This window comes from Oculatella sp. FACHB-28 (assembly GCF_014696015.1).
In the GTDB taxonomy this organism is placed as follows: Bacteria; Cyanobacteriota; Cyanobacteriia; order Elainellales; family Elainellaceae; genus JAAUTN01.
On record NZ_JACJPJ010000057.1, the window covers coordinates 1 to 23,680 of the forward strand.

Annotated in this window: 24 protein-coding genes and 2 pseudogenes; 10 read left to right on the top strand and 16 right to left on the bottom strand. The window is 46.0% G+C overall.

From position 1 onward, the window contains the following. Positions 1-304: 304 nt before the first annotated feature. From H6F88_RS34405 to H6F88_RS11230, 3 genes are all read right to left on the bottom strand, one after another. Complete coding sequence (locus H6F88_RS34405; RefSeq protein WP_190642837.1) at positions 305-1,780, bottom strand: GUN4 domain-containing protein; 1,476 nt, start codon at positions 1,778-1,780, stop codon at positions 305-307. A 376-nt stretch (positions 1,781-2,156) separates the two neighbouring features. Continuing rightward, positions 2,157-2,462 carry a GUN4 domain-containing protein gene (locus H6F88_RS33295; protein ID WP_190642838.1) on the bottom strand — a complete coding sequence of 102 codons (306 nt, stop codon included), beginning with the start codon at positions 2,460-2,462 and terminating at the stop codon, positions 2,157-2,159. Between the two features lie 75 nt (positions 2,463-2,537). Next, complete coding sequence (locus tag H6F88_RS11230) at positions 2,538-3,104, bottom strand: SEFIR domain-containing protein (RefSeq protein WP_190642839.1); 567 nt, start codon at positions 3,102-3,104, stop codon at positions 2,538-2,540. A 210-nt stretch (positions 3,105-3,314) separates the two neighbouring features. Between H6F88_RS11230 and H6F88_RS11235 the strand changes: the two genes are divergently transcribed. Further along, positions 3,315-4,144, top strand: a protein-coding gene (locus H6F88_RS11235; protein WP_242050503.1) for an IS5 family transposase whose coding sequence is annotated in 2 segments (ribosomal slippage) — positions 3,315-3,651 and positions 3,651-4,144 — 831 coding nt in all. Because the reading frame shifts where the segments join, the coding sequence is not laid out codon by codon here. Between the two features lie 29 nt (positions 4,145-4,173). Beyond that, positions 4,174-4,412: pseudogene (locus H6F88_RS34410) on the top strand (AbrB family transcriptional regulator). A 278-nt stretch (positions 4,413-4,690) separates the two neighbouring features. Here H6F88_RS34410 and H6F88_RS11245 read toward each other — a convergent pair. From H6F88_RS11245 to H6F88_RS11265, 5 genes are all read right to left on the bottom strand, one after another. Continuing rightward, a complete protein-coding gene (locus tag H6F88_RS11245; RefSeq protein WP_190642840.1) occupies positions 4,691-5,104 on the bottom strand; it encodes a nuclear transport factor 2 family protein in 414 nt (137 codons plus the stop codon). A gap of 37 nt (positions 5,105-5,141) precedes the next feature. Further along, positions 5,142-5,642, bottom strand: a complete 501-nt coding sequence (locus H6F88_RS11250) for an N-acetyltransferase (RefSeq protein ID WP_190642841.1) — start codon at positions 5,640-5,642, stop codon at positions 5,142-5,144. 27 nt (positions 5,643-5,669) lie between these two features. Next, complete coding sequence (locus H6F88_RS11255) at positions 5,670-6,857, bottom strand: MFS transporter (RefSeq protein WP_190642842.1); 1,188 nt, start codon at positions 6,855-6,857, stop codon at positions 5,670-5,672. An 87-nt stretch (positions 6,858-6,944) separates the two neighbouring features. Further along, a complete protein-coding gene (locus H6F88_RS11260; protein ID WP_190642843.1) occupies positions 6,945-7,613 on the bottom strand; it encodes an NUDIX hydrolase in 669 nt (222 codons plus the stop codon). After that, complete coding sequence (locus H6F88_RS11265; RefSeq protein ID WP_190642844.1) at positions 7,610-8,254, bottom strand: HAD family phosphatase; 645 nt, start codon at positions 8,252-8,254, stop codon at positions 7,610-7,612. Before H6F88_RS11265 ends, H6F88_RS11260 begins: the two co-directional genes overlap by 4 nt. Positions 8,255-8,423: 169 nt before the next feature. Between H6F88_RS11265 and H6F88_RS11270 the strand changes: the two genes are divergently transcribed. Further along, a complete protein-coding gene (locus H6F88_RS11270) occupies positions 8,424-9,644 on the top strand; it encodes an ROK family transcriptional regulator (RefSeq protein WP_190642845.1) in 1,221 nt (406 codons plus the stop codon). Here the strand turns inward: H6F88_RS11270 and H6F88_RS11275 are convergent. After that, the gene (locus tag H6F88_RS11275; protein ID WP_190642846.1) at positions 9,622-10,254 is read right to left on the bottom strand and encodes an FMN-dependent NADH-azoreductase; all 633 of its coding nucleotides are present in this window, start codon (positions 10,252-10,254) and stop codon (positions 9,622-9,624) included. The two genes, H6F88_RS11270 and H6F88_RS11275, sit on opposite strands and share 23 nt — an antisense overlap. Before the next feature lie 185 nt (positions 10,255-10,439). Between H6F88_RS11275 and H6F88_RS11280 the strand changes: the two genes are divergently transcribed. Beyond that, a complete protein-coding gene (locus H6F88_RS11280; RefSeq protein ID WP_190642847.1) occupies positions 10,440-11,312 on the top strand; it encodes a helix-turn-helix domain-containing protein in 873 nt (290 codons plus the stop codon). Positions 11,313-11,336: 24 nt separating this feature from the next. Here the strand turns inward: H6F88_RS11280 and H6F88_RS11285 are convergent, their stop codons facing one another. Next, positions 11,337-11,879: a PadR family transcriptional regulator gene (locus H6F88_RS11285; RefSeq protein ID WP_190642848.1), complete on the bottom strand. Its 543-nt coding sequence runs from the start codon at positions 11,877-11,879 to the stop codon at positions 11,337-11,339. Between the two features lie 112 nt (positions 11,880-11,991). On the opposite strand from H6F88_RS11285, the gene H6F88_RS11290 reads away from it, so the two are divergent. The 4 genes from H6F88_RS11290 to H6F88_RS11305 all read left to right on the top strand — a co-directional run bounded on the left by H6F88_RS11290 (position 11,992) and on the right by H6F88_RS11305 (position 15,795). Then, complete coding sequence (locus tag H6F88_RS11290) at positions 11,992-12,399, top strand: DUF4188 domain-containing protein (protein ID WP_190642849.1); 408 nt, start codon at positions 11,992-11,994, stop codon at positions 12,397-12,399. A gap of 68 nt (positions 12,400-12,467) precedes the next feature. Next, the gene (locus H6F88_RS11295) at positions 12,468-13,274 is read left to right on the top strand and encodes a methyltransferase domain-containing protein (RefSeq protein WP_190642850.1); all 807 of its coding nucleotides are present in this window, start codon (positions 12,468-12,470) and stop codon (positions 13,272-13,274) included. A 226-nt stretch (positions 13,275-13,500) separates the two neighbouring features. After that, positions 13,501-14,817 carry an MFS transporter gene (locus tag H6F88_RS11300; RefSeq protein WP_190642851.1) on the top strand — a complete coding sequence of 439 codons (1,317 nt, stop codon included), beginning with the start codon at positions 13,501-13,503 and terminating at the stop codon, positions 14,815-14,817. A 9-nt stretch (positions 14,818-14,826) separates the two neighbouring features. Next, positions 14,827-15,795, top strand: coding sequence for a glutathione S-transferase family protein (locus H6F88_RS11305; protein WP_190642852.1), 969 nt, complete (start codon positions 14,827-14,829; stop codon positions 15,793-15,795). A 222-nt stretch (positions 15,796-16,017) separates the two neighbouring features. Here H6F88_RS11305 and H6F88_RS11310 read toward each other — a convergent pair whose 3' ends face one another. Continuing rightward, positions 16,018-16,368: an alpha/beta hydrolase gene (locus tag H6F88_RS11310; protein ID WP_190642853.1), complete on the bottom strand. Its 351-nt coding sequence runs from the start codon at positions 16,366-16,368 to the stop codon at positions 16,018-16,020. 38 nt (positions 16,369-16,406) lie between these two features. On the opposite strand from H6F88_RS11310, the pseudogene H6F88_RS33300 reads away from it, so the two are divergent. Then, a pseudogene (locus tag H6F88_RS33300) lies at positions 16,407-16,534 on the top strand (ABC transporter ATP-binding protein); the annotation flags it as partial. Positions 16,535-16,602: 68 nt separating this feature from the next. On the opposite strand, the gene H6F88_RS34415 reads toward H6F88_RS33300, so the two are convergent. The 3 genes from H6F88_RS34415 to H6F88_RS11330 form a co-directional block, all read right to left on the bottom strand. Further along, a complete protein-coding gene (locus H6F88_RS34415; protein ID WP_347277691.1) occupies positions 16,603-18,912 on the bottom strand; it encodes a Clp protease N-terminal domain-containing protein in 2,310 nt (769 codons plus the stop codon). 116 nt (positions 18,913-19,028) lie between these two features. After that, positions 19,029-20,072, bottom strand: coding sequence for a serine/threonine-protein kinase (locus H6F88_RS11325; RefSeq protein ID WP_190642854.1), 1,044 nt, complete (start codon positions 20,070-20,072; stop codon positions 19,029-19,031). A 427-nt stretch (positions 20,073-20,499) separates the two neighbouring features. Continuing rightward, positions 20,500-22,029, bottom strand: coding sequence for an FAD-dependent oxidoreductase (locus H6F88_RS11330; RefSeq protein ID WP_190642969.1), 1,530 nt, complete (start codon positions 22,027-22,029; stop codon positions 20,500-20,502). Positions 22,030-22,285: 256 nt separating this feature from the next. Between H6F88_RS11330 and H6F88_RS11335 the strand changes: the two genes are divergently transcribed. Further along, positions 22,286-22,468, top strand: a complete 183-nt coding sequence (locus H6F88_RS11335; protein ID WP_190642855.1) for a hypothetical protein — start codon at positions 22,286-22,288, stop codon at positions 22,466-22,468. A 218-nt stretch (positions 22,469-22,686) separates the two neighbouring features. Here H6F88_RS11335 and H6F88_RS11340 read toward each other — a convergent pair whose 3' ends face one another. Both H6F88_RS11340 and H6F88_RS11345 read right to left on the bottom strand, forming a co-directional pair. After that, positions 22,687-22,905: a hypothetical protein gene (locus H6F88_RS11340; protein WP_190642856.1), complete on the bottom strand. Its 219-nt coding sequence runs from the start codon at positions 22,903-22,905 to the stop codon at positions 22,687-22,689. After that, on the bottom strand, positions 22,884-23,570 hold the full coding sequence (locus tag H6F88_RS11345) for a hypothetical protein (protein WP_206756439.1): 687 nt from the start codon (positions 23,568-23,570) through the stop codon (positions 22,884-22,886). Before H6F88_RS11345 ends, H6F88_RS11340 begins: the two co-directional genes overlap by 22 nt. Positions 23,571-23,680: the final 110 nt, after the last annotated feature.

Here is a 23,680-nt window from a genome sequence, read left to right on the forward strand (position 1 = left end):
CGCTAAACGTTTCACGGTTGACCCCACACAAGCGCTTAAAGTGGCGCTTCGATAGATGCTCCAACTCGTTATATCGCATATCTGCTTCTGACATTAGCTTCTATTCAGAAGCTATCTTGCTTCGCTGCGATCCTCAACTGTCACACTCACTTTATATTCGTGCAGGAAGTCTACTACAAGCTAATCTTCGGTACAGTCGGGCAGTGCTGTACCAAGTAATAAATTGCTAGAACGTCAATGTTTAGTCACAAATAGTCATAGTAATCAATCTTGCGAAATGTCTAAAACCGTTAAATGCCAGGGTTTACAAGTCTAGATGTGTGAGAAGAAACTCAAATCCCCAAATCATTTCATAAGAACGATCACCCCATTTCCTCTCACCCAACACCGCACCAACCCCCAAATACGGGAGATGCCCTCTCGACGCACGTTGTGTCTCGAACAATAATTCGTGGTAGTGAAGCCAATTCTCTCCACTTCGCCATCCAACGCGATCGCCAAACTTCTCCCAGTCTTGTACGTATCTGGTTGGTCTACCGCATTCTTGCCAAATCTGCTTCTGAACACTGAATCCAAACTTACCGTTACTATACTTGACCCACAGCCGATCAATCGCGTGGAGGTCAGCACAGGGAAACCGTTCAAGATCTTCAACTCGTAACCAGCCTTCCTCTCGCCCCATAACTTCACACATCTGCTTAGCAGTTTCCTGGTCTGCCTCTTTCCACTTTCCCCCCTTCAGCAGAGCCTCCAACTGAGTATAGTTTCCTTGTGGAGCACTTTTAGTCGTAGAAACTTCAGGGATTAAGTATGTAACAATGTGCTTCTGAAAGTCCTCCAAGCTACTCCAGGCTTCTCGGAAAGTAGAAAAATTGGGGCTGTTTAAGGAATGAGTATTGCCATCAGCATAGTTAGGACTAAATCCTAAAACCTCCTTTTGATGAGGAAGCTGATTCCAATCTTGTTCAGCAATCCATACAATTCTAACCCAACGGAAAGAGCCTGAACTCGTTTGACGGACTTGATCATCTAGAAACTCAACAACATGAGTGACTTTTGCACGCTGATGCAAGATCATCAGGTCTCCTGCTTTGGGGCGATCGGCTCCATGACTGCCTATCCGCCACATCAATTCAAAAATTCTATTTTCTGATTGTTCTATTCGATCTAACGAATAAGCCCATCGTTCTGGATCTTTAACATTTTTAATAAAAAGAATTTTAGCTGAGTCGCACTCTTGTAACTCTTTCTTAGAGAACCGTTCTTCTACTCGGATTTGTTGCTCTAGCTGAATTTGCCTTTGTTGCTCAGTCCGCTTTTTGTCAATTAACTGATTGACCGTCTCCCGAATTCGCTGAGCCACAATCGTGAATGCCTCATCTGGGTCTGACCAGCTTTTAATCGGTTTTGCATGAGTTGGGAGAACATTCAGCTTACTAAAAGGTACATCCGGGTGGTTCCAATCGCATGAACTTAGAATGATGGGAATCACACGCGTTGTTCCCTCGTTATGCCGTGCGATCGCCCGTTTCAGTTCTGTACCATAGCAGTATTCGGAAGCAATAAAGTTTCTACTAACCAGTAGAAGAATGATATCTGCTGTATCAAGTTGATTCTGAATGTCTCGCTCCCATTCAGTACCGGGTTCAAGTTCAAGGTCATGCCAAGTTCTAATTCTGTTTGCTCTTCTCAAAGCAGACAAATGATCTTCCAAAGCACTCCGCATATCTAGGTCTTTGCGCGAATAGGAGTAAAAGATCTTAATAGCTTCCTCTGACACCTAGTTCTCCGATGAGGTTTGAGTGGACTTGTTGGGTCGATTATAAACTCTTTCCATAGGCTAACAGAAATGCCTTGGTTGGAGTGCGGTAGCGGTAATAGCTCATCTTCGTCATGTCTCAAACCTAGCTCCAGTTATCACATTTCTGCTTTGTTATACATCTCACTCTAATTGTGCACTCGCTCCATCAAGGCAACAAACTGCTTCACAGTATTTCCATGTCCTCCACGTAGCCACAATCGAGTCCGAGGAAAACAACCCAAAGGAGCTTTCATCGAGAAATCAAGCTTCGCGTCCGGCAGTAGTTTTTCATCAGTGCTACGCCAGCCAACTAAGCATCCAAATCGATTCCATGCTTGCGAGTCAGTCAATGGCTCTACCTTTTTAGCAAATATCTTAAAGCGGGTTTCTCTGGCTCCAGGATATTTTGCCATAACTGTCGCTGAACTCTTAGCCCAAACTTCCCATCACTATATTTCATCCAAAGCTGATCAATGATATCAAGAAAATCCAAAGGAAGCTGTCTAATTTCAGGAGCCGTTAAGGAATTATTTTGATTATTCACCAAAAGAAGCTTTTTAGTTTGCTCATCCGCCTCTTTCCATTTCTTTGCCTCTAGTAATTCCTCCCGCCGAGTACAGTCTTCTGTTAAAGTATCTGCCGATTGTTTTTGTTGCTCCACTTCTTGCTGAGCAGCATTTTGATCTTGAATTTCAGCAATATCTAGAAAAATTGGTGGAGGATCTGCTTGCGGTTTTTAAGGAGAAAAAAACTTTGGTTCAAGAGGTGCTTGTAATTTCGCTGTTGCAATGTCTGGTATTGCAACAACCGGCTCTTTCCTAAGGCGATAACACAGTTCTCTAAAGCTTTTTTCCTCTTCAAGGACATACTTATCATTCCCATTGAGAATGGAAGGAACATGGATTAGGTCTTGGGCAGAAAACACAACAGGAATAAATTTGGTGTTTCTCATTTGGTTGTTATAAAGGTGTTGCCTGATGATTGTTCCTTCCCAGGTACTGCCTCGCCCAATTCCTGGCTCTTCATCTCCCCTGAATCGCCGTTTATATGTTTCCGTACAAACTATCAGTACGAACTCAGCCCATTCAATCCTTTTTTCCATCCATAGATCCCATCCTTGCTCTGGAGTATATGGAGGTTTAGCTCTAACGTACTCATCCATATCAGCTTCTATTCCCCAAGGTTTTCGTAGCGTGTTTGCCAACGCAAACACACGTTCTTTATGATCTTCTGAGTCCCAGCTATAGCTGATAAAGGCTTTTGTAGGTGCTTTTGTTTCTTCTATCACCTGTTTCTCCGGCAAGACTTAAATAAACTTGCGATTGATTATGGTTTTCCTTCACAAGTTAACAGAAATGCCTCCGATGGGCATCTCTTACAAGATACGCTTACAATATATGCAAGGAATATGAGTCAAGGCTTAAGAAGCTGTTTGTAAACAAGTGCTAAGGAATTAGTTGATGAGGTAAGGAATAAGCGATATCTAAGAGAGCTAAATAATTTCTTCAAACTCATGAGTCAGCCAGTTTACAACAGTGACTTAACTGACCCAGAATGGCAACAAATAGAACCGCTATTACCAGCAGCAAAACCAGTTGGCAAAGGGCGGGAAGTGGATTTGCGAGAGGTTCTCAACGCTATCTTTTACCGTGCGGATAACGGCATCAAATGGCGAGCCTTACCCCGTGATTTTCCAGCCTGGCAAACAGTCTATGGATATTACCGCTTGTGGGTCAGATTGGGTGTGTGGGAACAAATCAACCTAGCCCTCGTGAGAGAGGTACGGCTTCAGGAAGGACGACAAGCCCAACCGAGTTTAGTGATTATCGATAGCCAGTCGGTGAAATTGGGACAAAAAGGGGGGAAGAACAGGGAGTTGATGGGTTCAAACAGGTAAAAGGACGCAAGCGTCATATCGTTGTGGATGTGCTGGGCTTAGTGCTGGGATGCTATGTGACTGCTGCCAATATCGCTGATGTCAAGGCAGCACCAGGTGTATTGGTTTGGGTGCTGCAGATGTATGGGCGGATTGTCAAAATCCTGGCAGATAAGGGCTATCGAGGAGATTTAGGCGCACTACTGACTCATTTTTTTGCTCAAGCCGGACGGCAAGTTGAACTGGAAATTAGCCAGCGTCCAGACAAGGCAAAAGGATTTCAATTAGAACCGAAGCGATGGATTGTTGAACGGACATGGTCATGGTTAGACAACGCTCGCATCCTGACTCGTGACTATGAGCGATTGCCTGAAAATCATGAAGGCATGATTTATATCGTGATGATTCGATTAATGCTTCGCAGACTCACAAACAACCAACGAACTTGGAAATCTAAAGCAACTTAATCAACGTTTACAAACAGTTCCTAAGAATGATGGATAATGTAACCATTACTAATGAAGGTCAGGTGACGATCCTGAAGGAAATTCGGGACTATCTAAAATTAGCAACTGCAGTCAGGTCGCTTTTGTAATCGATGATGAAGGGCAAGTTAAAATCATTCCTTTGAATGTCTCCGTTGAAACCCTATCAGGGCTATTGCATCGTCCTGGTATGGGTGCTGCTACTTTAGAAGAGATGGACTCAGCAATTCAACAGGAAGTATCCCGGTGATTGGGTTAGATACCAAGCCCAACAGTTACTTTGATCGCAAACTTGAGGGTGAAAAAGGATTGAAATGTTTGTAAGTTTGCGATCGCCTGTCTCGTCTAAACTCAGGGGTTTAACTTGGCAGTCACCACTGCAAATTTGTCACCGAGTTGTCTGACAGCAACCCGCTAAGACTCATCTTTTAAGTTATCGCTCTCATCGAATGCTTGATATGCATTGGCGATCGCCCTTCGGTCTGGTAGCACCAATACGCCAATGCTGCTGAGAATAGTTCAAGCAATCTACACGGGACCAGGAGCAGACTCATGATAGTGAATCACCTTCCACATTTCGTTCTTACGGTGCAGAATAAAGGTGTTTCGCCCATTGGCAATACGAAGTGAATTTCCCTCAACCTCACCCTCAAAGTGAAATGTGCAAAAAGCGTAGGCAACATCCCTAAAAACATCAATCGACAAATCGCTAACCGTCATCGTCCTGACCTGTTTTATAGACTCAGTCACGCTTTCATAATACTGTCTGACCTTTGCCCAACCCCGCATCGGTAGAGCTGCTTCTTGAGCAATATAAAGGATATTTTCATAATCTTGATCCCAAATAGCTTTGAGCTGTTCTGCATTCAATACGGCAAAACCACAGCGATACTGCTCAAGTATTGCTGCAATCTGTTGCCTGTCCTGATCACTTGCTGCCATAGTGTCTGCTTGTACCTATACTTTGCCAAACTTGTTACTATCCATTAAATGACTTATGGTATGAAACAAGTCCACTGGGTATTCGTCCATCAAAAGAAATGGCTTGGAAGTATTCAGGTGGCACTTCTGGGAGGACAAGATTTGGTTCTGCCTTAAAACCAAAGCGACTGTAGTACTCAGGGTTGCCCAGCACTACACATCCAGATGCACCGCGATCGCACAGACTGGCTAATGCCTGCCTCATGAGCTGTGACCCAATGCCAAGACCTTGATGTTTAGGAATTACACAGATCGGCCCAAGCCCATACCAATTCTGGCTGCCGTCAGAATTGGAAACTGGAGATATCGCAACATGTCCGACGACTCGTCCATCAACCTCAGCAACAAGAGAAATAGCCAGATCCCCTGAGTTACGTAAAGCATCAACAATAAGCTGCTCCGTATGGCTAGTATGAGGGGCATTGAGAAATGCGGCGACTATCAATGCCCTGATGTCTGCCACATCAGAAGCAACTTCTTCTCGAACGTTTATATTCATAGCTGATGGATTGATGTTTGCATTTTGCTAAACCGATTGGGTATCTGCAATGAGTTCTGTGTTTTTCACTAACCATCGATGTAGTATCACCATTAAAACAGCCAGTGGCAACATCACCACTGGCACAATCTCCAGGCTTGCTTTGTCCGCTATCCAGCCAATCCCCGTGGGAATGCTCACCGCTCCAATGCTGCCCATACTGGTCAAAAAACCGATCGCCGCTGGCACGATCGCTGCAGGCACTCGACGTGGCATCAACCAAATAGTAGTGGGAAAAATGGCTGACAGGGCAAACCCAAGCAAGGGCAAGCTCCAGAGTTGATGGGGAAACAGCCACCAAATCAACAAACCTGCAATCAGTAAGATGAGTGAATAGTCAATCAGCCGAGTTGCCCCGATCGGTTTCATCAGTTGCCCCATACTCAAGCGTCCGATGGTTAGCCCTAACCAGTAGGCAGTGACGCTATAGCCTGCGATCGCCACAGGGGTATCTCGCCCAATCGTTTGCACCGAGTATGCCCAAATACCGATCGCTGCTTCTGTGCCCACATAAAGCAACAGAAATAGACCTGCAACCAGTACAACAGGTGTCTTCAGGGACTGACGAAGATTGCCTCCAGCACTTTGGTGAGGAGAAGTCGGTAAATCCAGGAGCGGATGACGCTGTGAGGCCCAGAGCATTCCAGCGACTAACAGCGCTACGATTCCAGCAAAGAGCCAATAAGCCGATCGCCAATTTATCCCCAAGGTGAGCAAAGTGGTTGCGATCGCTGGCCCCGCAAGTGCGCCAATGCCATAAAAGGCATGAAGTAGTCCCATCAAATTGGCACTGCCCTGCTTGTGAGACATAAAGGTGTTAATGCCTGCATCAATCAGTCCAACTCCCAGTCCCAGCAGCGTTCCCGTGATCACCATGACAATCCAATGAGGGGTTGAAGCATAGATACAGAGCGCACTAGTTACACAGATGGCTGCCAGTAAAACCATCCGAGTTAGACCCATGCGATCGCTCAACAAACTACTGGTGAGTGCTGCGACAAAATAGCCACTAATTTGGCTAAAAAACAGAATTGTTACCGTTGCCGGAGTCAGGTTGTAGGCAGCTAGGATAGAGGGCAGCAGCACCCCTAAACCGCTCTCTGCAATGGCGATCGCAATAAAAGCATAAAACGCCAGAGCAATACCAACCCAGGCGGGAAAAGATTTGGATTTCATAAACGACTCTCGATCATCCACACATTAACGTAGAGGTTTCAGCTCTGTGACCTCTTAGAGAAATCGCAGATCGAAGCGCTCTCAAGATTAATCAAAATCAGTTGCCCAATCCGGATGGCGCAAATGCTCAAACAACCGAGCAATCTGGGTTGGCATAACGCGGGTGAGGGATAGTTCTGGAATTTGGTGTTCTGCAAAAAAGGCAACTGCCTCTGTTTCGTGATTTTCACTTTTGTGACTCTCTTGCAGTGCACTATCCAAGATTTCACTGTCTAAGATTCCACTATCCAAGATTTCACAGTGAAAGAAGAGTTTGTAAACATGATGACGGAATGGCGGGTGCCCATGACGAGCGTGGTTGCGGTCAAACAGGGCTAACAATTTGGTCGCCTTTGTCTGATAGCCCGATTCCTCATACACTTCTCTCTCAACTGCCTGACTCGGTGATTCGCCCACATCAACCCAGCCACCCGGAAGCGTCCAGCGGCCATCTTCCCGCTCCTTTACCAGCAAAATTTTGTCTTCTCGAAATACGGCACCCCGCACGTCAACTTTAGGCGTTGCATATCCTTCCTCCTGTTCGAAGAGGGAATATACAAAGCTTGGCTCTACCCCGGTATGCGCTGCCATAATTTCAGCGGCAAGTTGACGCACTTGCTCATACCGCTCAAGGTCAAAGGGATTTTGGCAATAAGCAAATCCGTTCTGGGCGATCGCCTGAAGCTGTTGGCTCCATTCCAACCACTTTGAACTCATGATTCTCTCCAAAGTACCCGCACATCAACCCACCGCATTCCTGCCCGTCGTGCCGCTTCTAGCCCCGTATCGCTGTCTTCATAGACAATGCATTCACCAGGTTCAACACCCATCCTTTCAGCTGCCAGTAGAAACAGGTCTGGAGCAGGTTTTCCAATTAAGACATCATCGAGTGTGACAATCGTGTGGAAGAGCGATCGCAGCCCAATCGCTTCAACCGTAGGCTCCACAATCGACTTTTGCCCATTAGAAGCCACTGCCATTGGCACTTTGCCAGAGTTTGCCCGTGCGATCGCTGCTACTGCATCGACCTCTTGCACCTGGTGAATCAACTCAGCAAAGTGTTTCTGCCGCTCTGCACCAAGCATGTTCTCGTCAATCGTGTAGCCAAAGCTCTGGTTAAACGCTGCAATTAACTCTCCAGCAGGAAGTCCTGTCCGTTCGTAATACCACGCCTCTGGCACCTCTGCACCAAACTTGCGAAAGGCAGCCATCCAGATTTGACAATGCACTGGCAGCGTATTGGCGAGAGTGCCATCACAGTCAAAAATCAAAGCGGCATAAGGTGGAGAAGGCGCAATTAACTGATTGAGGGCTTGCCCGTCTAAGTTTTGTGTCTCCGAACTCGAAATGCACTGCATCACTTCACCCTGCTAAACGTCAGATATAGCAGTCCCAAACCATGCAGAAGATAAGTGAGTTTCAATAAGTTCACTTATCGAACTGCCCTCACAACTGATTTAAGATCGCTATAAAAGCTATGCTAATTTGTTTGTTAGAAAAACAAACTGGATCAAAATAAATTTTGGTATGGCGATCGCTTCTCCCCAATTTGCCCCGACCAATTCCGGTTTACTCAAGCAAATCAACATAGCCCGATTACTGGAACTGTTGCGCTGCCATGCTCCCATTTCACGGGCTGAACTGGCGCGATTAACCGGACTGACCCGCTCCACCGTCACTGTTATCACCGCTGAACTGATTGCCCAGAAATTAGTTCGAGAGAGCGGTGAGTTCTCGGTGAGCCGAGGAGGAGGTCGCCCTGGTAGAGGCTTGATGCTCAATCCAGAAGGGGCATTTTTTATCGGAGCGGCGATCGAAGTAGAACATTTGACCGTTGTGATGCTAAATTTGGCAGCTCAAATTGTGGCAAAAGTGCAGCAACCGCTCGTCGAAACAGTACCAGAACTGGTACTACCGCAACTAATGCAGTTGATCGATCAGGTTCGTCAGGCAAATCCATCGCGTGATTCTCGCTTGAGAGGAATTGGACTCTCGATTCAAGGAGTATTAAACCTGGATGGTGTGGTGATTCGTGCCCCGTTTTTCAACTGGTCTGGGGTAGATTTACGCCGCTATCTGCAACCCCATCTCGATTTACCTTTATTTGTCGATAACGATGCCAATGCTGCTGCACTAGCCGAAGTCTATCTGGGTAGCGCGATGCAAAGCTCTAGCTTGCTCTATATTTTGATTAACCGAGGTATTGGTAGCGGCATTATCCTCAATAACCGTGTGTTTCGCGGGGCGTATGGTACGGCTGGAGAAATCAGTGCCCTGATGAGTGATCCACCAGGGCAAGACAACGCAAGTGAGTGCGGTCACCGGGTAGGCAAAGAAGACTTGCTAGACCGCTATTGGAAACAGGGCGGCAAAGCCACTAACCTATCAGAACTGGTGGAACAGTTGGAACAGGGAGAGGCGATCGCCCACACCGTAGTCCAAGATTGGGCAGAAAACTTGGGACGAGGATTAATCAGCGTCGTCAGCCTGCTCAATCCAGAACAAATTGTGCTGGGCGGACCACTCACCGTCCTGTTTCCTTATGTCAAAGATTCACTGATGACCCGGCTACGAGACGAGATGCCTCGCCAGGGTGAACAAGGTTTCTTCAGCAATCCTAAAGCTAAGTTTGAGATCTCCTCATTCGGTGAAGATGCATCTGCGGTAGGGGGTGCAGTGCTAGCTTATCAATCATTGTTTCGGGTTCCCGATCTGGTGTTACGCCCTATGCAGCAATTAGCTCACTGATCTTGGTGCGAGCTGCTGCGATCGATTCTACTAACTTTTGACCGCCATGTTCATCATTTTCTACATGGATAAAACTGATATCTGTGATGCCTATAAACCCAAAAACGGTAACGAGGTAAGGGTCATGGTGATTCATATTTTCGTAAATTCCACCAAGCTGAAAGCCCGAATCCCCTCGTGCTTCAACCACAAACATTTTCTTGCCTAACACCAGTGGCTTGTAGGCATTGGCAGAACCATTGGGTTCAAACGCAACGGTTCGCCCTATTCGCACAATCTGGTCAATGTAGGACTTGAACGCACCAGGAACGCTGAAGTTATACATGGGAACGCCAATCACATAAATATCTGCCGCTAAGAACTCATCCACTAGTTGATCGCTGAGGCGGATAGCTTCCCACTGTTCGGGTGTGCGCTGTTCGGGTGATGTGAAAGCAGCAGCAATCCAGAGTTCATCTATATAGGGAACAGGATGATGTCCAATGTCTCGATAGGTAACTGTATCCTTCGGGTGAGCTTGTTTCCACTGCTCAACAAATTCGCGGGTCATCCGACGAGAGTGAGAGCGTTCGCTGCGTGGACTAGAATCCAGATGCAATACATGTGCCATATTGATGATTCTCCTGACTTGCAAAGCTTCGCTGCTTCGTTACTCTTTCAACTTAGAGAAATGCTGCTGCGTTTAACTATCTAATTCCTGTGACACTATCAAAATCTTGCGGTTAGCTTTCAGGTTGCTCAGCAGCAGGTATTCTAGGAGTAGAGAGTCAAAATACAGAATATTGCGCCTTTCCAATGAGTATTCCAACCGTGCAGCAGACTGAAGCAATCTACGCACCCATCTTGTCCAGTCAAAATCGGGGTTGGGAAAACATTCTAGTGAAGCAGCATCAACATCCGGCAGGTGAGGCACTGTGCCTGTTTGATGACGAACATACGATTTGTATGTCGCTCGCCCCCCGTCCAGTTCGCTTTATGCATATCAAAGGGGGCAAAACTTATACCAGCCTATATGGGAAGGGCGATATTTCTATCACACCTGCTAAGATACCGCTCTTTGCTCGTTGGGATAGTGAAGATCTGTTTTTAGAGATTCGCCTCGCGTCCAGTTTTATTCAAACTATTGCTCAAGAAACTCTGGATATTAATCCTGATCACCTGGAGTTGATTCCCAAGTTTCGAGCACGAGATCCGCAGATTGAGGCGATCGCCCTGATGTTACTGGGAGAACTCCAGCAAGAAAGTTTAGGCGGAAAACTCTACATTGATTCACTCACCAATGTGTTAGCAGTGCATTTGCTCAGGCAATATGCCGTGACTCGTCCTCACCTCACGATCTATGAAGGTGGATTAACCCAGCATCAACTGCTGCGAGTCCTGGACTATATTAACGACCACTTAGATCAGGATGTTAAGCTTGCCGACTTAGCAACATTATTAGGCATGAGCCAATTCCACTTTAGCCACCAGTTTAAGCAATCCATTGGCATTGCTCCCTATCAATACTTGCTTCAGCAGCGAATAGAGCGAGCAAAGCAACTGTTGAAGCAAACGGATCAATCCATTATGGATATTGCCTTTTCATGTGGGTTTAACAGCCACAGTCACCTGAGCAAACAGTTTCGCCAGTTCACAGGCATGACTCCGAAAGCCTATAGAACTCATTAAATACTTCTTCTTTGTACCACCGACCTATTTTAGCAGCGGCATGATTTCATCACACCAGGATAGCCAACCTGTTTCGTGGTGAATTCCGCGCAGCAACGTCATGTATTGAAACTTGAGAGCCTCCGATAGTGCTTGCGGCTCCTGAAAGTACTGGTACTTGATCTCCTGATAAATCGCCAATCGCTGCTGATGCTGCTGTCGATGGTTCTCCAGTTTTGACAACAGGGTTTGGCGAGGCACCAAATGCCCCACAAAAAGCTTCACCAATAACTCATCTTTAATCGGTGTCATTTCTTCCAGCTCAGAAATCCACTGACACAACTGTTGCTCACCCACAGGTGTGATGCTGTAGATGCGTTTATCAGGGCGATTTTCCTGCTGCACTGATTTGGCTTGCAGCCACTCTTTCTCTTCCAGGCGGTTTAGCTCCCGGTAAATTTGTTGGAAGCTAGCATTCCAGAAAAACCCTACCGATCCCTCCATTGAGGGATTGAACCGTTTGGCAAGGTCATAGCCGCTGCTGGGGGCACCAACCAGGGCAGACAAGATGGCATAGGTGAGAGACATGAAGGAGTTGACATATTCAATTTAGTGAGTATATCATGTATTTTATATTCAATTTAGTGAATATTCTCAGATGAACATATATCTTTAATGGGTCTTGCCAAGGAGCCTAAATATGATGAGTGCTAAGGGATACTCCATCTATCAGGTTGATTTGCCAGAACATCCTCAAGCAGTTGTCTTTGTGAATGGAATGTTGACACGCGATCGCACAGGGTTTCTCTGGATGTGGCAAAACCTGCAGTGGATCAAAAACTCCACCACCCAGGCAGAAGGGTGTGTCCAGGTGAAAGCGGGAATTTGCAGCCCGAATGAAGTCATCATGGTTAGCTATTGGCGTTCAGAACAAGACCTGAAACAGTTTTTCCGAGGGGAAGCGCACCGCAAAATGATGCAGTTTGGGATGAAACATCCCAATAGCCTGTGTTTATATAACGAAACCTATCAACCCAAACACAGTGGCAAATACAGCCACGAACCCCAAGGGATGGCTACCCTTTACGCAAGTTTGACATCGCTGTAGACTGGGAGGCGATCGCAACTGTTGAAGATGCAGTGAATTAACCGCTAATCGTAGCGTGGCGAGGAGTTATGACTAGACAAGACTATGTTCACGGATATTCAGTCCGAGAGAACGAGCGTTTGCTTGACCAGGCTAATACCCTTGCTGAATTACTGCATCACGATACGCTCTATCCCAAAGGTGCTCTAGTGCTGGAAGCGGGATGTGGCGTAGGAGCGCAAACTGTTATCCTGGCGCAGAATAATCCCAAAACACAGTTTATCTCAGTAGACATTTCTCCTGCATCAGTTGAGGCGGCACAGGCTGCTGTGGCTCAACAAGGAATATCCAATGTTAGTTTTCGCACAGATGATATTCTCAACCTGTCGTTTGAAGCAAGCTACTTTGATCACATCTTCGTTTGCTTTGTGTTAGAACATCTGCAACAGCCATTAGCAGCCCTACAACAATTGAAGCGAGTTTTGAAACCTGGCGGAACACTCACCGTAATAGAGGGTGATCATGCATCTGCCTATTTTTATCCAGACAGCGAATATGCTCAGCAGGCGATCGCCTGCCTAATAGAACTTCAGGCTCGTATGGGCGGCAATTCTCTCATTGGCAGACAGTTGTATCCATTACTCAAGCAAGCCGGATTTCAAAACATCCGAGTCACACCTCGTCAAGTTTATGTCGATTCGAGTAGACCCGAATGGGTAGAAGGATTTACTAAAAATACCTTCACTGCAATGGTAGCAGGAGCAAAAGAACAAGCTTTACAGCAGAAATTAATCGATCTCAAGACCTGGGAGCAAGGCATTACTGATTTGTACGCTACAGCAGAGGAAAACGGCACCTTCAACTACACCTTCTTTAAGGCAATTGCTGTAAAGTAGGCTGGCGTTGAACAGCAGTCCTTTTCTCAACCAGCAGCGATCGCCCAGTAAGTCAATTACAGTTCTAAAAACTCACTTCATTCGATTGGGTGAATCGATTGGGTGAAGTAAAGAAAAGGGGCGATCGCTACTCTTAGAGGGCTATAGCTAGCCACAGAAAACAATGTATGGGTAGAGAATGAAGACGAGGGCTTTTGAGTCTTACATCATTACCTGCAAACATTTTATGACAAAACTGTTTTACGCTATTCTGGCAAACTCACTGGTGGCATCGCTGACCAACACATTTGTTTGGTTTGCAGTCACCTTCTGGGTGTATCTGCAAACCAAATCTGTGCTAGCTACATCAACGATGGCAGGAATCTATGTAGGAACGGTAGCCATCTCTGGATTCTTCCTGGGGTCGCTGGTCGATCGATATAAGAAGAAAACAGTGATGATGCTTTCAAGCATTTGTTCTCTCTTTTTATATATCCTTGCCTACCTCATTTTTATTTTTACTCCGACCTCTGCTTTTACTGATCCTGCCAGTATGGTTCTTTGGGGATTCATCATTCTTGCGTTAGTGGGAGCGATCGCTGGTAACCTTCGCACCATTGCCTTACCTACACTGGTGACAATCCTAATTTCTGAAGCAGAACGGGACAAGGCAAATGGTCTAGTAGGTACCGCGAATGGAGTTGCATTTCTAGTTGCTTCTATCTTCAGTGGAATGGTGATCGGATTTCTCGGCGTATCTTGGATGCTGATTTTTGCGATCGGACTGACGCTTCTTACCATTCTGCATTTAGGGACAATGTCTATTCCCGAACAGAGAATTATCTATACTGAAACTCACGCAAATCAGATTGATATTCGTGGCACAATTCGCGTCATTCGTTTAATTCCTGGACTATTTGCATTAATTTTCTTCAATTGCTTTAACAACTTCTTAGGCGGAGTCTTCATGGCACTGATGGATGCCTATGGTCTATCACTCGTTTCAGTACAGGTCTGGGGCATTTTATGGGGATTCTTGAGCTTAGGCTTCATCGTAGGCGGGCTATGGGTTGCCAGAAATGGCTTAGGGAAAAGCCCTCTGCGAACATTATTTCTAACTAACATCGTGATGTGGGTTATTGCCACTTTCTTCACGATTCAGGCATCTATTATTCTGCTGTCCGTCGGTATGTTTGGGTATCTCTGCCTGATTCCAGTCGTTGAAGCTGCGGAACAAACCATCCTTCAAACTGTAATTCCACTTGAACGTCAGGGACGAGTATTCGGCTTTGCCCAAAGCATTGAACAAGCCGCCTCACCCCTCACCGCTTTTATGATTGGTCCGATCGCCCAATTTATCTTCATTCCGTTTATGACAACAGGTGCAGGTGTAGATCTGTTGGGCGGTTGGTTTGGCACAGGAACCGATCGCGGAATTGCGCTTTTATTTACACTCACTGGATTGATCGGTTTAACGGTGACGCTGATGGCAATCCGATCGCATTCTTATCAAAAACTATCCGTAAATTACCAAAAACATTTGATGTTAAACCATTATGGTTAGGAGAAAATTATGGCTACAGGCATGATGATCGCAGGCAAGTGGACAGCCCATGGGAATCAATCTGATTCCAGCGGTAAGTTCAAGGAAATACCGACGACGTTTCGCGATCGCGTCACTGCTGATGGGTCAAGCGGGTTTAGAGCCGAAGCAGAGCGCTATCACCTCTACATTGCTTTAGGTTGTCCGTGGGCACATCGCACCCTCATTATGCGAGAGATTAAGGGATTGAATGCTGCTATTTCAGTCTCGATTGTCGATCCGATCATGGGCGAGAAAGGCTGGGCATTTTCTGAAGCAGCGGGAGCTATTCCTGACTCGGTGAATCATGCTCAATACCTGCAAGAAATTTATGTGAAAGCAAATCCAAAATACACCGGGCGAGTTACGGTTCCAGTGTTGTGGGATAAGCAAACTCAAACCATCGTAAACAACGAATCTCGCCAAATCATGCGAATGTTTGACGTAGAGTTTGCAGCATTGGCAACACAGAAAATTGATTTGTATCCACGTGACCTTCAACAAAAAATTGATGAAACAATCGACGCACTTTATCTGCCAGTCAATGCTGGAGTATATCGGGCTGGTTTTGCCACTTCACAAGCAGCCTATGAAGAGGCAGTAGTTGAACTCTTCGAGCATTTAGATCATTGGGAAACGGTTCTGAGCCAGCAGCGGTATTTGTGTGGCGATCGCCTCACGGAAGCGGATGTCTGTATGTTTCCGACGCTGTATCGCTTTGACACCGTGTATTACAGTCACTTTAAATGCAACTTACGACGAATCCTCGACTATCCAAACCTTTGGAATTATCTGAAGGATCTCTATCAGCGTCCTGAGTTCAAGGCAACCTGTAACTTAGATCATGTAAAACGCGGATATTACAAGAGCATGACTGATATCAATCCAAACCAAATTGTGCCCAAGGGTCCAATTATCGATTTTGATGAGCCGTGCGATCGGAGTATGGCGATCGCTTAAGATCGTGGATTAAATAAGCTGCGATTTTCTTAGGGTGGGTTAGTGCAGCGTACCACACCATTCTAAAAGCTGCGGTACGTTACGGCTTTGCCTAACACACCCTACTGGTACTTAGCTGATGAAGTTGAGTAATTCTTGAGCCAAACGGTCTTGTTCCTCAAAAAATGTGCCATGAGCGCTTTCCTCAAACCGCAAGAGTTTTACCCCTTGGATGAGTTGCTGTTAGGCTTCACCTGCTGCGATCGAAACAACAGTATCGTGGACTCCATGACAAATTAGCGTCGGAATTTGAAGGTTACTCACCTCTGAAACCAGATTGCGATCGCACAATTCTTCTAGTGTCCGTACCAACGCCCGTAACGAGGCAACCGTTCCCATCTCAGCATAAAACTCAAGCCGTTCCTGACTCAGTGGTTGATGAAATGCTTTTTGCACAAACGCATAAGCACAGGTGGCGGAGTCTGCTAAAACAGCCTGAATCAGATTTTCTAGCAGTTGCTTGTCCTCAGGATTGGGAGCAGCGATCGGGGTAGCAGCTCTCAGCAACACCAGTTTTGTAACGCGTGAGTCCATTTTGCGTACCCACATAGTGAGCGGCGATTGCTCCTCCCATCGAAAACTATTTACACTTCATTCGTCAGGCTGATTGCTACTACACCATGCAAAAGGGCGCATTGTCGCCTCTGTCCCCATCAGCGAGTTGAGCAATGAAGTAATTCAACGTTTTCTAGCGGTTTAATTCATATAGGTTTGGTAAAACAGAATTTACAGTTCCTATCGTTGTCAAACTTCAGTTTAGTAATGCCCCTAAAGGATCTCACCAAGTATTTGCATGATTTGTCTCGGAATGAGTGATGAGTCAACGCCTAAGTTCTTTAGAACTTGCATTGCCACTCCACCTTCTGCGCGAACCAATCCCAGCAATAAATGTTCTGTACCAATATAGTTGTGCCCTAATTTCCTTGCTTCTTCAGTGCTTAATTCTAAAACTCGTTTAGCGTCAGAAGTGAATGGAATTTCAACGGCTACGAACCCGGAACCTCGACCCATAATCTTCTCTACTTCAATTCTGGCATCTTTTAAATTAACTCCCATTGACCTCAGCACTTTGGCTGCAACACCAGTTCCTTCACCTATTAGCCCTAAGAGGATTTGTTCTGTGTCTATATAGTTATGACCCAAACGCCGAGCTTCTTCCTGGGAGAGCATGATTACCTTGATAGCTTTTTCGGTGTAACGATTAAACGACGGAAACTTATCGTTTTCTGGTTCTTTTATTGCTTCTAGCATACGCAGAACTTGTTCGCGTACCTCCGCCTCCGTCAAATCAACCCCTAAATTTTCTAGTACTCGCGCGGCTACTCCACCTTCTGCGCGAACTAATCCCAGCAATAAATGTTCTGTACCAATATAGTTATGTCCTAATAGCCTTGCTTCTTCGGTAGTTAATTCTAAAACTCGTTTAGCTGCAGGAGTAAATGGAATTTCAACGGCTATGAACCCGGAACCTCGACCAATAATCTTCTCTACTTCAATTCTGGCATCTTTTAGATTAACTCCCATTGACTTCAGCACTTTGGCTGCGACACCAGTTACCTCACCTATTAGCCCTAAGAGAATTTGTTCTGTGCCTACATAGTTATGACCCAAGCGTCGAGCCTCTTCCAGAGAGAGCATGATTACTTTGATAGCTTTTTCGGTATAACGATTAAACGACGGAAACTTATCGTTTTCTGGCTCTTTTATTGCTTCTAGCATACGCAGAACTTGTCTACGTACCTCCGACGAATCAACCCCTAAATTTTCTAGTACTCGCGCAGCTACTCCTTCTTCTTCTCGAACTAATCCCAGCAATAAATGTTCTGTACCGATGTAGTTATGTCCTAATAGCCTTGCTTCTTCAAGGCTGGATTCTAAGACTCGTTTAGCGTCAGAAGTGAGTGGAATTTCAACGGCTACGAACTCGGAACCTCGACCAATAATCTTCTCTACTTCAATTCTGGCATCTTTTAGATTAACTCCCATTGACTTCAGCACTTTGGCTGCGACACCAGTTACCTCACCTATTAGCCCTAAGAGAATTTGTTCTGTACCTACATAGTTATGACCCAAACGCCGAGCTTCTTCCTGGGAGTACATGATTACCTTGATAGCTTTTTCGGTACAACGGCTCCAGAATGTACTTTGGTCATTGTTATTAGAAGAAACAACATCTGATTGCTTCTTGTCAGTTCTAGTTTCATAAGATATAGTTTCAGTTTTCTCTTGAACTGAGCTTGGGGAAACTAGCTGGGTAGTTGAATTTTCCAACATTTCAAGCCACTCTTTGACAGATTGAGGGCGGTTTTCGGCTTGTTGCTCCATACCTTTGAGAATGGCCCGATTAATGCGAGCGCTTACCACAGGATTAATTTCCTTTGGCGGTATCAGCTCTACTCCGTCTGCTCGATCCAAAGCTGTAGGTAAATCGTGGACATTAACATTAGTTAAAAGCACATACAAGGTAGCTGCGAGAGCGTAAACATCCGTATAAGCACCCCGTCTCCGCCGCTTGAAATATTGCTCGATTGGGGAAAACCCTTCAGACATCTGCTCTGTATGAGTTACAGTCTGGTCAGACTTAAACTCACGAGCAATACCAAAATCAATCAAAACTGCTTCTGACTCACCTGCACGCAACATGATGTTTCGTGGTTTAATGTCTCGGTGAAGCAAGCTATTGTGATGGACAGTTGCGAGCGCTTCACCCACCTGTCGAATGTATTGCAACGCTTCGGTTTCTGGTAAAGCACCCTGTTGAGCAATGTAATCTGCCAGAGTCTCACCTTCGATGTACTCCATGACCATGCACCAAAGCTGGTCTTCTTGAAACACATCTTCGACTTGCACAATATGAGGATGTTTACACCGCGCTAGTCGCAGTGCCTCCCGCATAAAATCTTCCTGAAATTTGGCAAACTGAGGACTGTACTGAACACTGTCGTTTGGAACCTTGATAGCTACTGGTAGACCATCTTGATCGAAGGCAAGATAGGTGATGCCAAAGCCACCACGTCCTAGCACTCGCTCGATTGTGTAGTCACCGTTTCGTAACTTGTGCCCTTTGTTCCAAACCATGACTAGTTAGCTCAGGATCTTTAGACAACCTTAGAGTTAATTCTGGCACAGCTATTTCCGAGCTGCTTTAACCATGAAGAATTCTGTTAACATAAGCTCAACGCCTTCGGGATTAGTTACGGATTTGGACTACTTGAGCTGCTAGGTTTTACTTGCACGCTAGGGGGTGAAGTCGGGGTAGAGGGCGCACCGGGAGAAGGAGTCGGAGACGGTTTAAAGAAGGTCATAAATGCAGCTAGCCCAGCTAATAACGTTCCAATTGCTGCTACAGCTGTCCAGAAAAGCGTAGAGTTCTGTTGTTCACGGGCGGGAGGATTGGGGGAGGTTGAAGGTGTCGCTGTCGTTGTGACAGTAGACATCCCTAAGAGATCAAGCCATGCTTGGATTGATTGGGGCCGTTGGTCTGCTTCTAACTCCATGCCTGCCATAATGGCACGGTTGACGCGATCGCTGATTTGGTTGTTCAAGTCTTTAGGTCGAGGCAGCGGCACATGAGAATGCTTGCGCTCTTTAGCACTGACAGGATTTTGACCCGTTAACAGTACATACAGCGTTGCTGCCAATGAGTATACATCGGTAAATGCACCACGTTCGGCATTGCGAGAATACAACTCAATGGGGGCAAACCCTTCAGTTATTTCCTCAGACCGGGTCAAGGTCAAATCATGGTCAAATTCCCGCGCTAAACCAAAATCAATGAGAACTGCTTCTGGTCTACCTGCCCGAATCATAATGTTTTGTGGTTTTACGTCTCGATGCAACAGATTATTACTATGAACTTCAATCAGCGCTTGCCCAATTTGCTGAATGTAGTTCAATGCATCTGCTTCAGGTAAAATTCGTTGGGCTCGTTCTGCTAAATTTGTGCCGTCCACATACTCCATTGCAATACACCACATGCCGTCTTCCTGAAACGGTTCTTCAGCTTTCACAATGTGAGGATGTCTGCACTTGGCTAGCTTTACTGCTTCTTTGACAAAACTTTGTTGCAACCTATCTGCATCTGGTTTGCTAAGGGCTTCATCATTCGGTGTTTTGATGACTACCGAGTCACCGTTACGTTCGATGGCTAAGTAGGTGATACCAACGCGTCCATGTGCCAACACTCGTTGAATAGTATATCTACCGTTTTGCAACTGTTTCCCTGATATCCAAGTCATTGCTGTTTAACCAACTATTTAGGTTATTCTGGCATAAGGAAAAACTAATCTGGTATGCAAGTACAACCATTGCAGGATTAAATTTGGGTAGAGACGCGCCATTGGCACGTCTCTACGACAAAATGGTGGGCTTTGATAATTTTGAGATCGCAAGCAGAGTATGAAACATTTGCCCAAGTTCTGAAGATCAAGAGATTGGGGCGAAACTCTCCCTATTTCAACTGCTCAATTCGCACATTTATAAAGCGGTTATTTCTAAACCAGATGACGCTTTATTGAAGATTACGAAAGCACAACATAGAGCGGCAGTAACCTCTCAGCCACTGACAGTAACAGTTGAAAAAGGATATTGCTCGCAGGAGAAAATATAATTGATGCTGCGATCGCCACTACAGATGACGTATTCTAGTTCATCATCCCCAAGCTTCTAAGGGAGCCACAAAGGTGGTAGAAGTCGGCTGGTCCAATCGCGCAAGGCGCGGTTTGTCGTGCGAGCGAATTCGATGTGAGGTTCATCTGGTTCAACTTCAATAATTGGGGCAGGTGTCCCCACTCCAAACTGCTCAATCACTCGATTGGCTGCTTCTAACCCGGTGACATACGCCTTCTCCTGGGACCAAGAACCATGACGAGTAATAATCCAATCCCCACTCATGAATAGGTTAGACAAACTTGTTTTTCCCGGCAGCATCGATTGGTAGCTTCCAGGAGAGAAGTGCGTGACCGCTTTAGGCAACCGCACAACACTGCTATCAATCACTTTGGCATGGTGAAATTGAGGAACACAAGTTGCTAAATCTTGATGCACTTTGGCAATGATTTGTTCGTCATCAAGCGGCAACAGTTGATTAGCATGATAGAAGTCTGCTTCAATCACACTACCGGGTTCATCTTTCCACTCATCGTGTAGCGTATTCAGGTCAAAAAATGTCCAACCCGTCGTGTTATCAAATCCGAAGCAGGCATTAGAGGGCAAGGGCACCGGAACTTTGCGGTCAAACCAAAGCCGGGTTGCTAGCACATCGATCGCACCCAAATTCATCAGATTGCAAAATTCAGGTAATCCCCGAAGCACCGAACTGCTACTCACAATTTTTTGCATTCCAGTCACTCCGACAGCAAAAATCACGGCATCTGCCTCAAACACTTCATCCCCACAAACCACACCAGTCACTTGAGAGCTTGTATCTCTCCCTTCCTGTGCCTTGACTATCAAATCGGTGACTCGTTGCTGAGTCAGTACTCGTCCGCCCCTCTGCTCAATTTGCTCAACCCAGGGGCGAAAAATTAAGTCTCCCACGGTACCGCGACACCAGACCACGTCAAAATCTGGCTGATGAGCCAAGATGAAGTAATACAGCATTCCTAACGCTGCCGCCGCTGAACATTGTTCTCCCGGTGCAAACAATCCCACCAATAACATCGGCTCAAACGACTCTTTGTAGAGACGGGCAGAGACTCCAAATTGCTTAAAGAGTTCACGGGCAGTAACCGGGTCATACCGTTGCCAAGCTGCATCTGAGTTGTCAAAATCGACCAGCGCATAGAGTAAGGGTAGGGCAGAGAGGCGATCGCTCAGCGGGAGCCGCTTAAATCGTGTATACAAGAACGTGCCCAGTGGCGTGGGTAGCCGAGGTTCCTGTTGAAAGATAGGTGACTCCACTTCCAGACCTGCTGGGGAATACTGGGAAGAGCGAGTCCAATCGGTAAAAGGGGTTAGACCGAGTTGCTTAACCAGGGAAAAAATGTTGCGGTAGGGATACCAGAAGCCATGAATGCCAGCTTCAATCGATCGCCCCTGGGCTGTCTTCCATCCTGCCACCAGCCCACCTGGGTACCTTCCTGCCTCCAGTAGGGTAACATCATACCCCTGTTGAGCAAGATGGTAGGCTGCTCCTAAACCAGCCCACCCTGCTCCAACGATGACTACTTTGGGACGCTCTTGAGTTTGATGCATCGGTTGAGATCTCTGTTTCACCTGCTTCACAGCATAAGGCTTTCTTGCCAAGGCATTGTTGACCAAACCCTCCTGCTCTGGAATCAGAAGAATCACTCAGCAAACTCTCTCCTCTGCACCAGCAAAGCGGGTCGGCTTTCCTACCTTCTTCCAGCAAATTCTAATCCTTCTACAAAAACCGAGTAGTCCCTAAGTTAGATGAAGTTTTGCAGGTTTCAGCCCAGCATGAAAAGCATTGTTTTTCATATTAATACCAATGAGAACTGAAGAACCAACTAATCCTAACAACCCTGCTAATGTAACCGGCGAGTCAATTAAGAACAACAAACAAGATCCAGATCCAAAATCCTCTCAAGTGCTGGTCATCAGCACGGCGATAGGCGTTCTCACAATTCTGGTTCTGGCAATCAGCTATTACTACGGTATCGTTCGTTTCTAACTGTCTAATCAACCTTCGTTTGTCCAATAAGGACAAACAAATCATCCAGCAATCCTGTTTAAGGTGATGAAAAGATAGCTTTAGATGAGGGCTACAGGTAAGAGGGCATCCTCCTTCGAGGGCGTTCCTTTTCCTGTAGCCTGTTTTGTAGGAACGGTATTGGAAGTTTGGCAAGTAGCGAATACTCCCTATGAGGGAGTATTCGCTACACGCAGTATCTACTGGTTTTCTGCCAGTGCTGAATTTGGCAGTACGGCTGGATCGTCATCAATTGACAGCAAAAATTGAATCAGAGCAGTTTGCTCTTCGGTTGAAAATCCTGCTTTTGAGTCAACCCAATATTCATGTCCACTGCCGTCTACGTTAGTTGCCTGGAGATCAGCGTTGAATTGGTTATTGGCGATCGCCAACTCTCTCAAATCTCGATCCAACAACACTCGCAAACTTGCCTCTGGATCAGGCGGAATATTGCTAATTGAAGTGCCACCCAGCCCCAGTTGCTCAGAGTTAGCAACAACAGAATTTTGCCACCTTTAATTTTGGTTTGCATTCCTAGAGGAAAGGGTGAACCAGCAGGTACGTCTAGTCCTGTGTTTAACAAGGTTCCTGCGGCAAAGTTACGTCCGCCAATGGTTACATCTTCGCCCAGGGGAATTTGCAGATTAGTGGTGTGTTTGCCTCCCAAAGCTGCGATCGCCTTCCCCATACTCACCAGATTAATGGGACCGTCGATCGCACCGACTACATCTGTAAAAAAATACTCATTGCCAAAAGTCTCTCGATAAAAGGCATCACGTCCTAAGTTAATTAGATTTTGAGTGATGGCGATCGCCCCATTTTCAGGAGAAAGCTGCTGTTTCCCTTCCTCGGTGAGTAATAGGCGATCGGCTTCTGCTTTGCTGATCGTGTAGCCCAACAAATCATAAGAACCAATCTCTTGAGAAGAAACTTGTGTTACTGGTGTAAACGTACTGCTAAGTTTAGGTGGAGCAGTAGGTAAAGCAATTTCAACTCGATAACCCAAAAAACCTACTACAACCAGCAGCGGAATGAGCAACAGCGCTACCCGCAGGGGTTTTGGTAGGGATTTCATTTGATTCACAATTTTCTCCTCTGCCCGCAAGGCTTGAAGACTGCTTCAGCCATATCTTTAAAGTCACAACTAGCAACACGGTAGTTTTGGTGACTGGGATAAACTTCGGTCGAAAGAAA

Excerpts from the sequence above, each read along its gene's own strand:
- H6F88_RS11245 (WP_190642840.1), bottom strand. The coding sequence starts at position 5,104 with ATGGCAGCAAGTGATCAGGACAGGCAACAGATTGCAGCAATACTTGAG.
- H6F88_RS11250 (WP_190642841.1), bottom strand. The coding sequence starts at position 5,642 with ATGAATATAAACGTTCGAGAAGAAGTTGCTTCTGATGTGGCAGACATC.
- H6F88_RS11255 (WP_190642842.1), bottom strand. The coding sequence starts at position 6,857 with ATGAAATCCAAATCTTTTCCCGCCTGGGTTGGTATTGCTCTGGCGTTT.
- H6F88_RS11260 (WP_190642843.1), bottom strand. The coding sequence starts at position 7,613 with ATGAGTTCAAAGTGGTTGGAATGGAGCCAACAGCTTCAGGCGATCGCC.
- H6F88_RS11265 (WP_190642844.1), bottom strand. The coding sequence starts at position 8,254 with ATGCAGTGCATTTCGAGTTCGGAGACACAAAACTTAGACGGGCAAGCC.
- H6F88_RS11270 (WP_190642845.1), top strand. The coding sequence starts at position 8,424 with ATGGCGATCGCTTCTCCCCAATTTGCCCCGACCAATTCCGGTTTACTC.
- H6F88_RS11275 (WP_190642846.1), bottom strand. The coding sequence starts at position 10,254 with ATGGCACATGTATTGCATCTGGATTCTAGTCCACGCAGCGAACGCTCT.
- H6F88_RS11280 (WP_190642847.1), top strand. The coding sequence starts at position 10,440 with ATGAGTATTCCAACCGTGCAGCAGACTGAAGCAATCTACGCACCCATC.
- H6F88_RS11285 (WP_190642848.1), bottom strand. The coding sequence starts at position 11,879 with ATGTCTCTCACCTATGCCATCTTGTCTGCCCTGGTTGGTGCCCCCAGC.
- H6F88_RS11290 (WP_190642849.1), top strand. The coding sequence starts at position 11,992 with ATGATGAGTGCTAAGGGATACTCCATCTATCAGGTTGATTTGCCAGAA.
- H6F88_RS11295 (WP_190642850.1), top strand. The coding sequence starts at position 12,468 with ATGACTAGACAAGACTATGTTCACGGATATTCAGTCCGAGAGAACGAG.
- H6F88_RS11300 (WP_190642851.1), top strand. The coding sequence starts at position 13,501 with ATGACAAAACTGTTTTACGCTATTCTGGCAAACTCACTGGTGGCATCG.
- H6F88_RS11305 (WP_190642852.1), top strand. The coding sequence starts at position 14,827 with ATGGCTACAGGCATGATGATCGCAGGCAAGTGGACAGCCCATGGGAAT.
- H6F88_RS11310 (WP_190642853.1), bottom strand. The coding sequence starts at position 16,368 with ATGGACTCACGCGTTACAAAACTGGTGTTGCTGAGAGCTGCTACCCCG.
- H6F88_RS34415 (WP_347277691.1), bottom strand. The coding sequence starts at position 18,912 with ATGGTTTGGAACAAAGGGCACAAGTTACGAAACGGTGACTACACAATC.
- H6F88_RS11325 (WP_190642854.1), bottom strand. The coding sequence starts at position 20,072 with ATGACTTGGATATCAGGGAAACAGTTGCAAAACGGTAGATATACTATT.
- H6F88_RS11330 (WP_190642969.1), bottom strand. The coding sequence starts at position 22,029 with ATGCATCAAACTCAAGAGCGTCCCAAAGTAGTCATCGTTGGAGCAGGG.
- H6F88_RS11335 (WP_190642855.1), top strand. The coding sequence starts at position 22,286 with ATGAGAACTGAAGAACCAACTAATCCTAACAACCCTGCTAATGTAACC.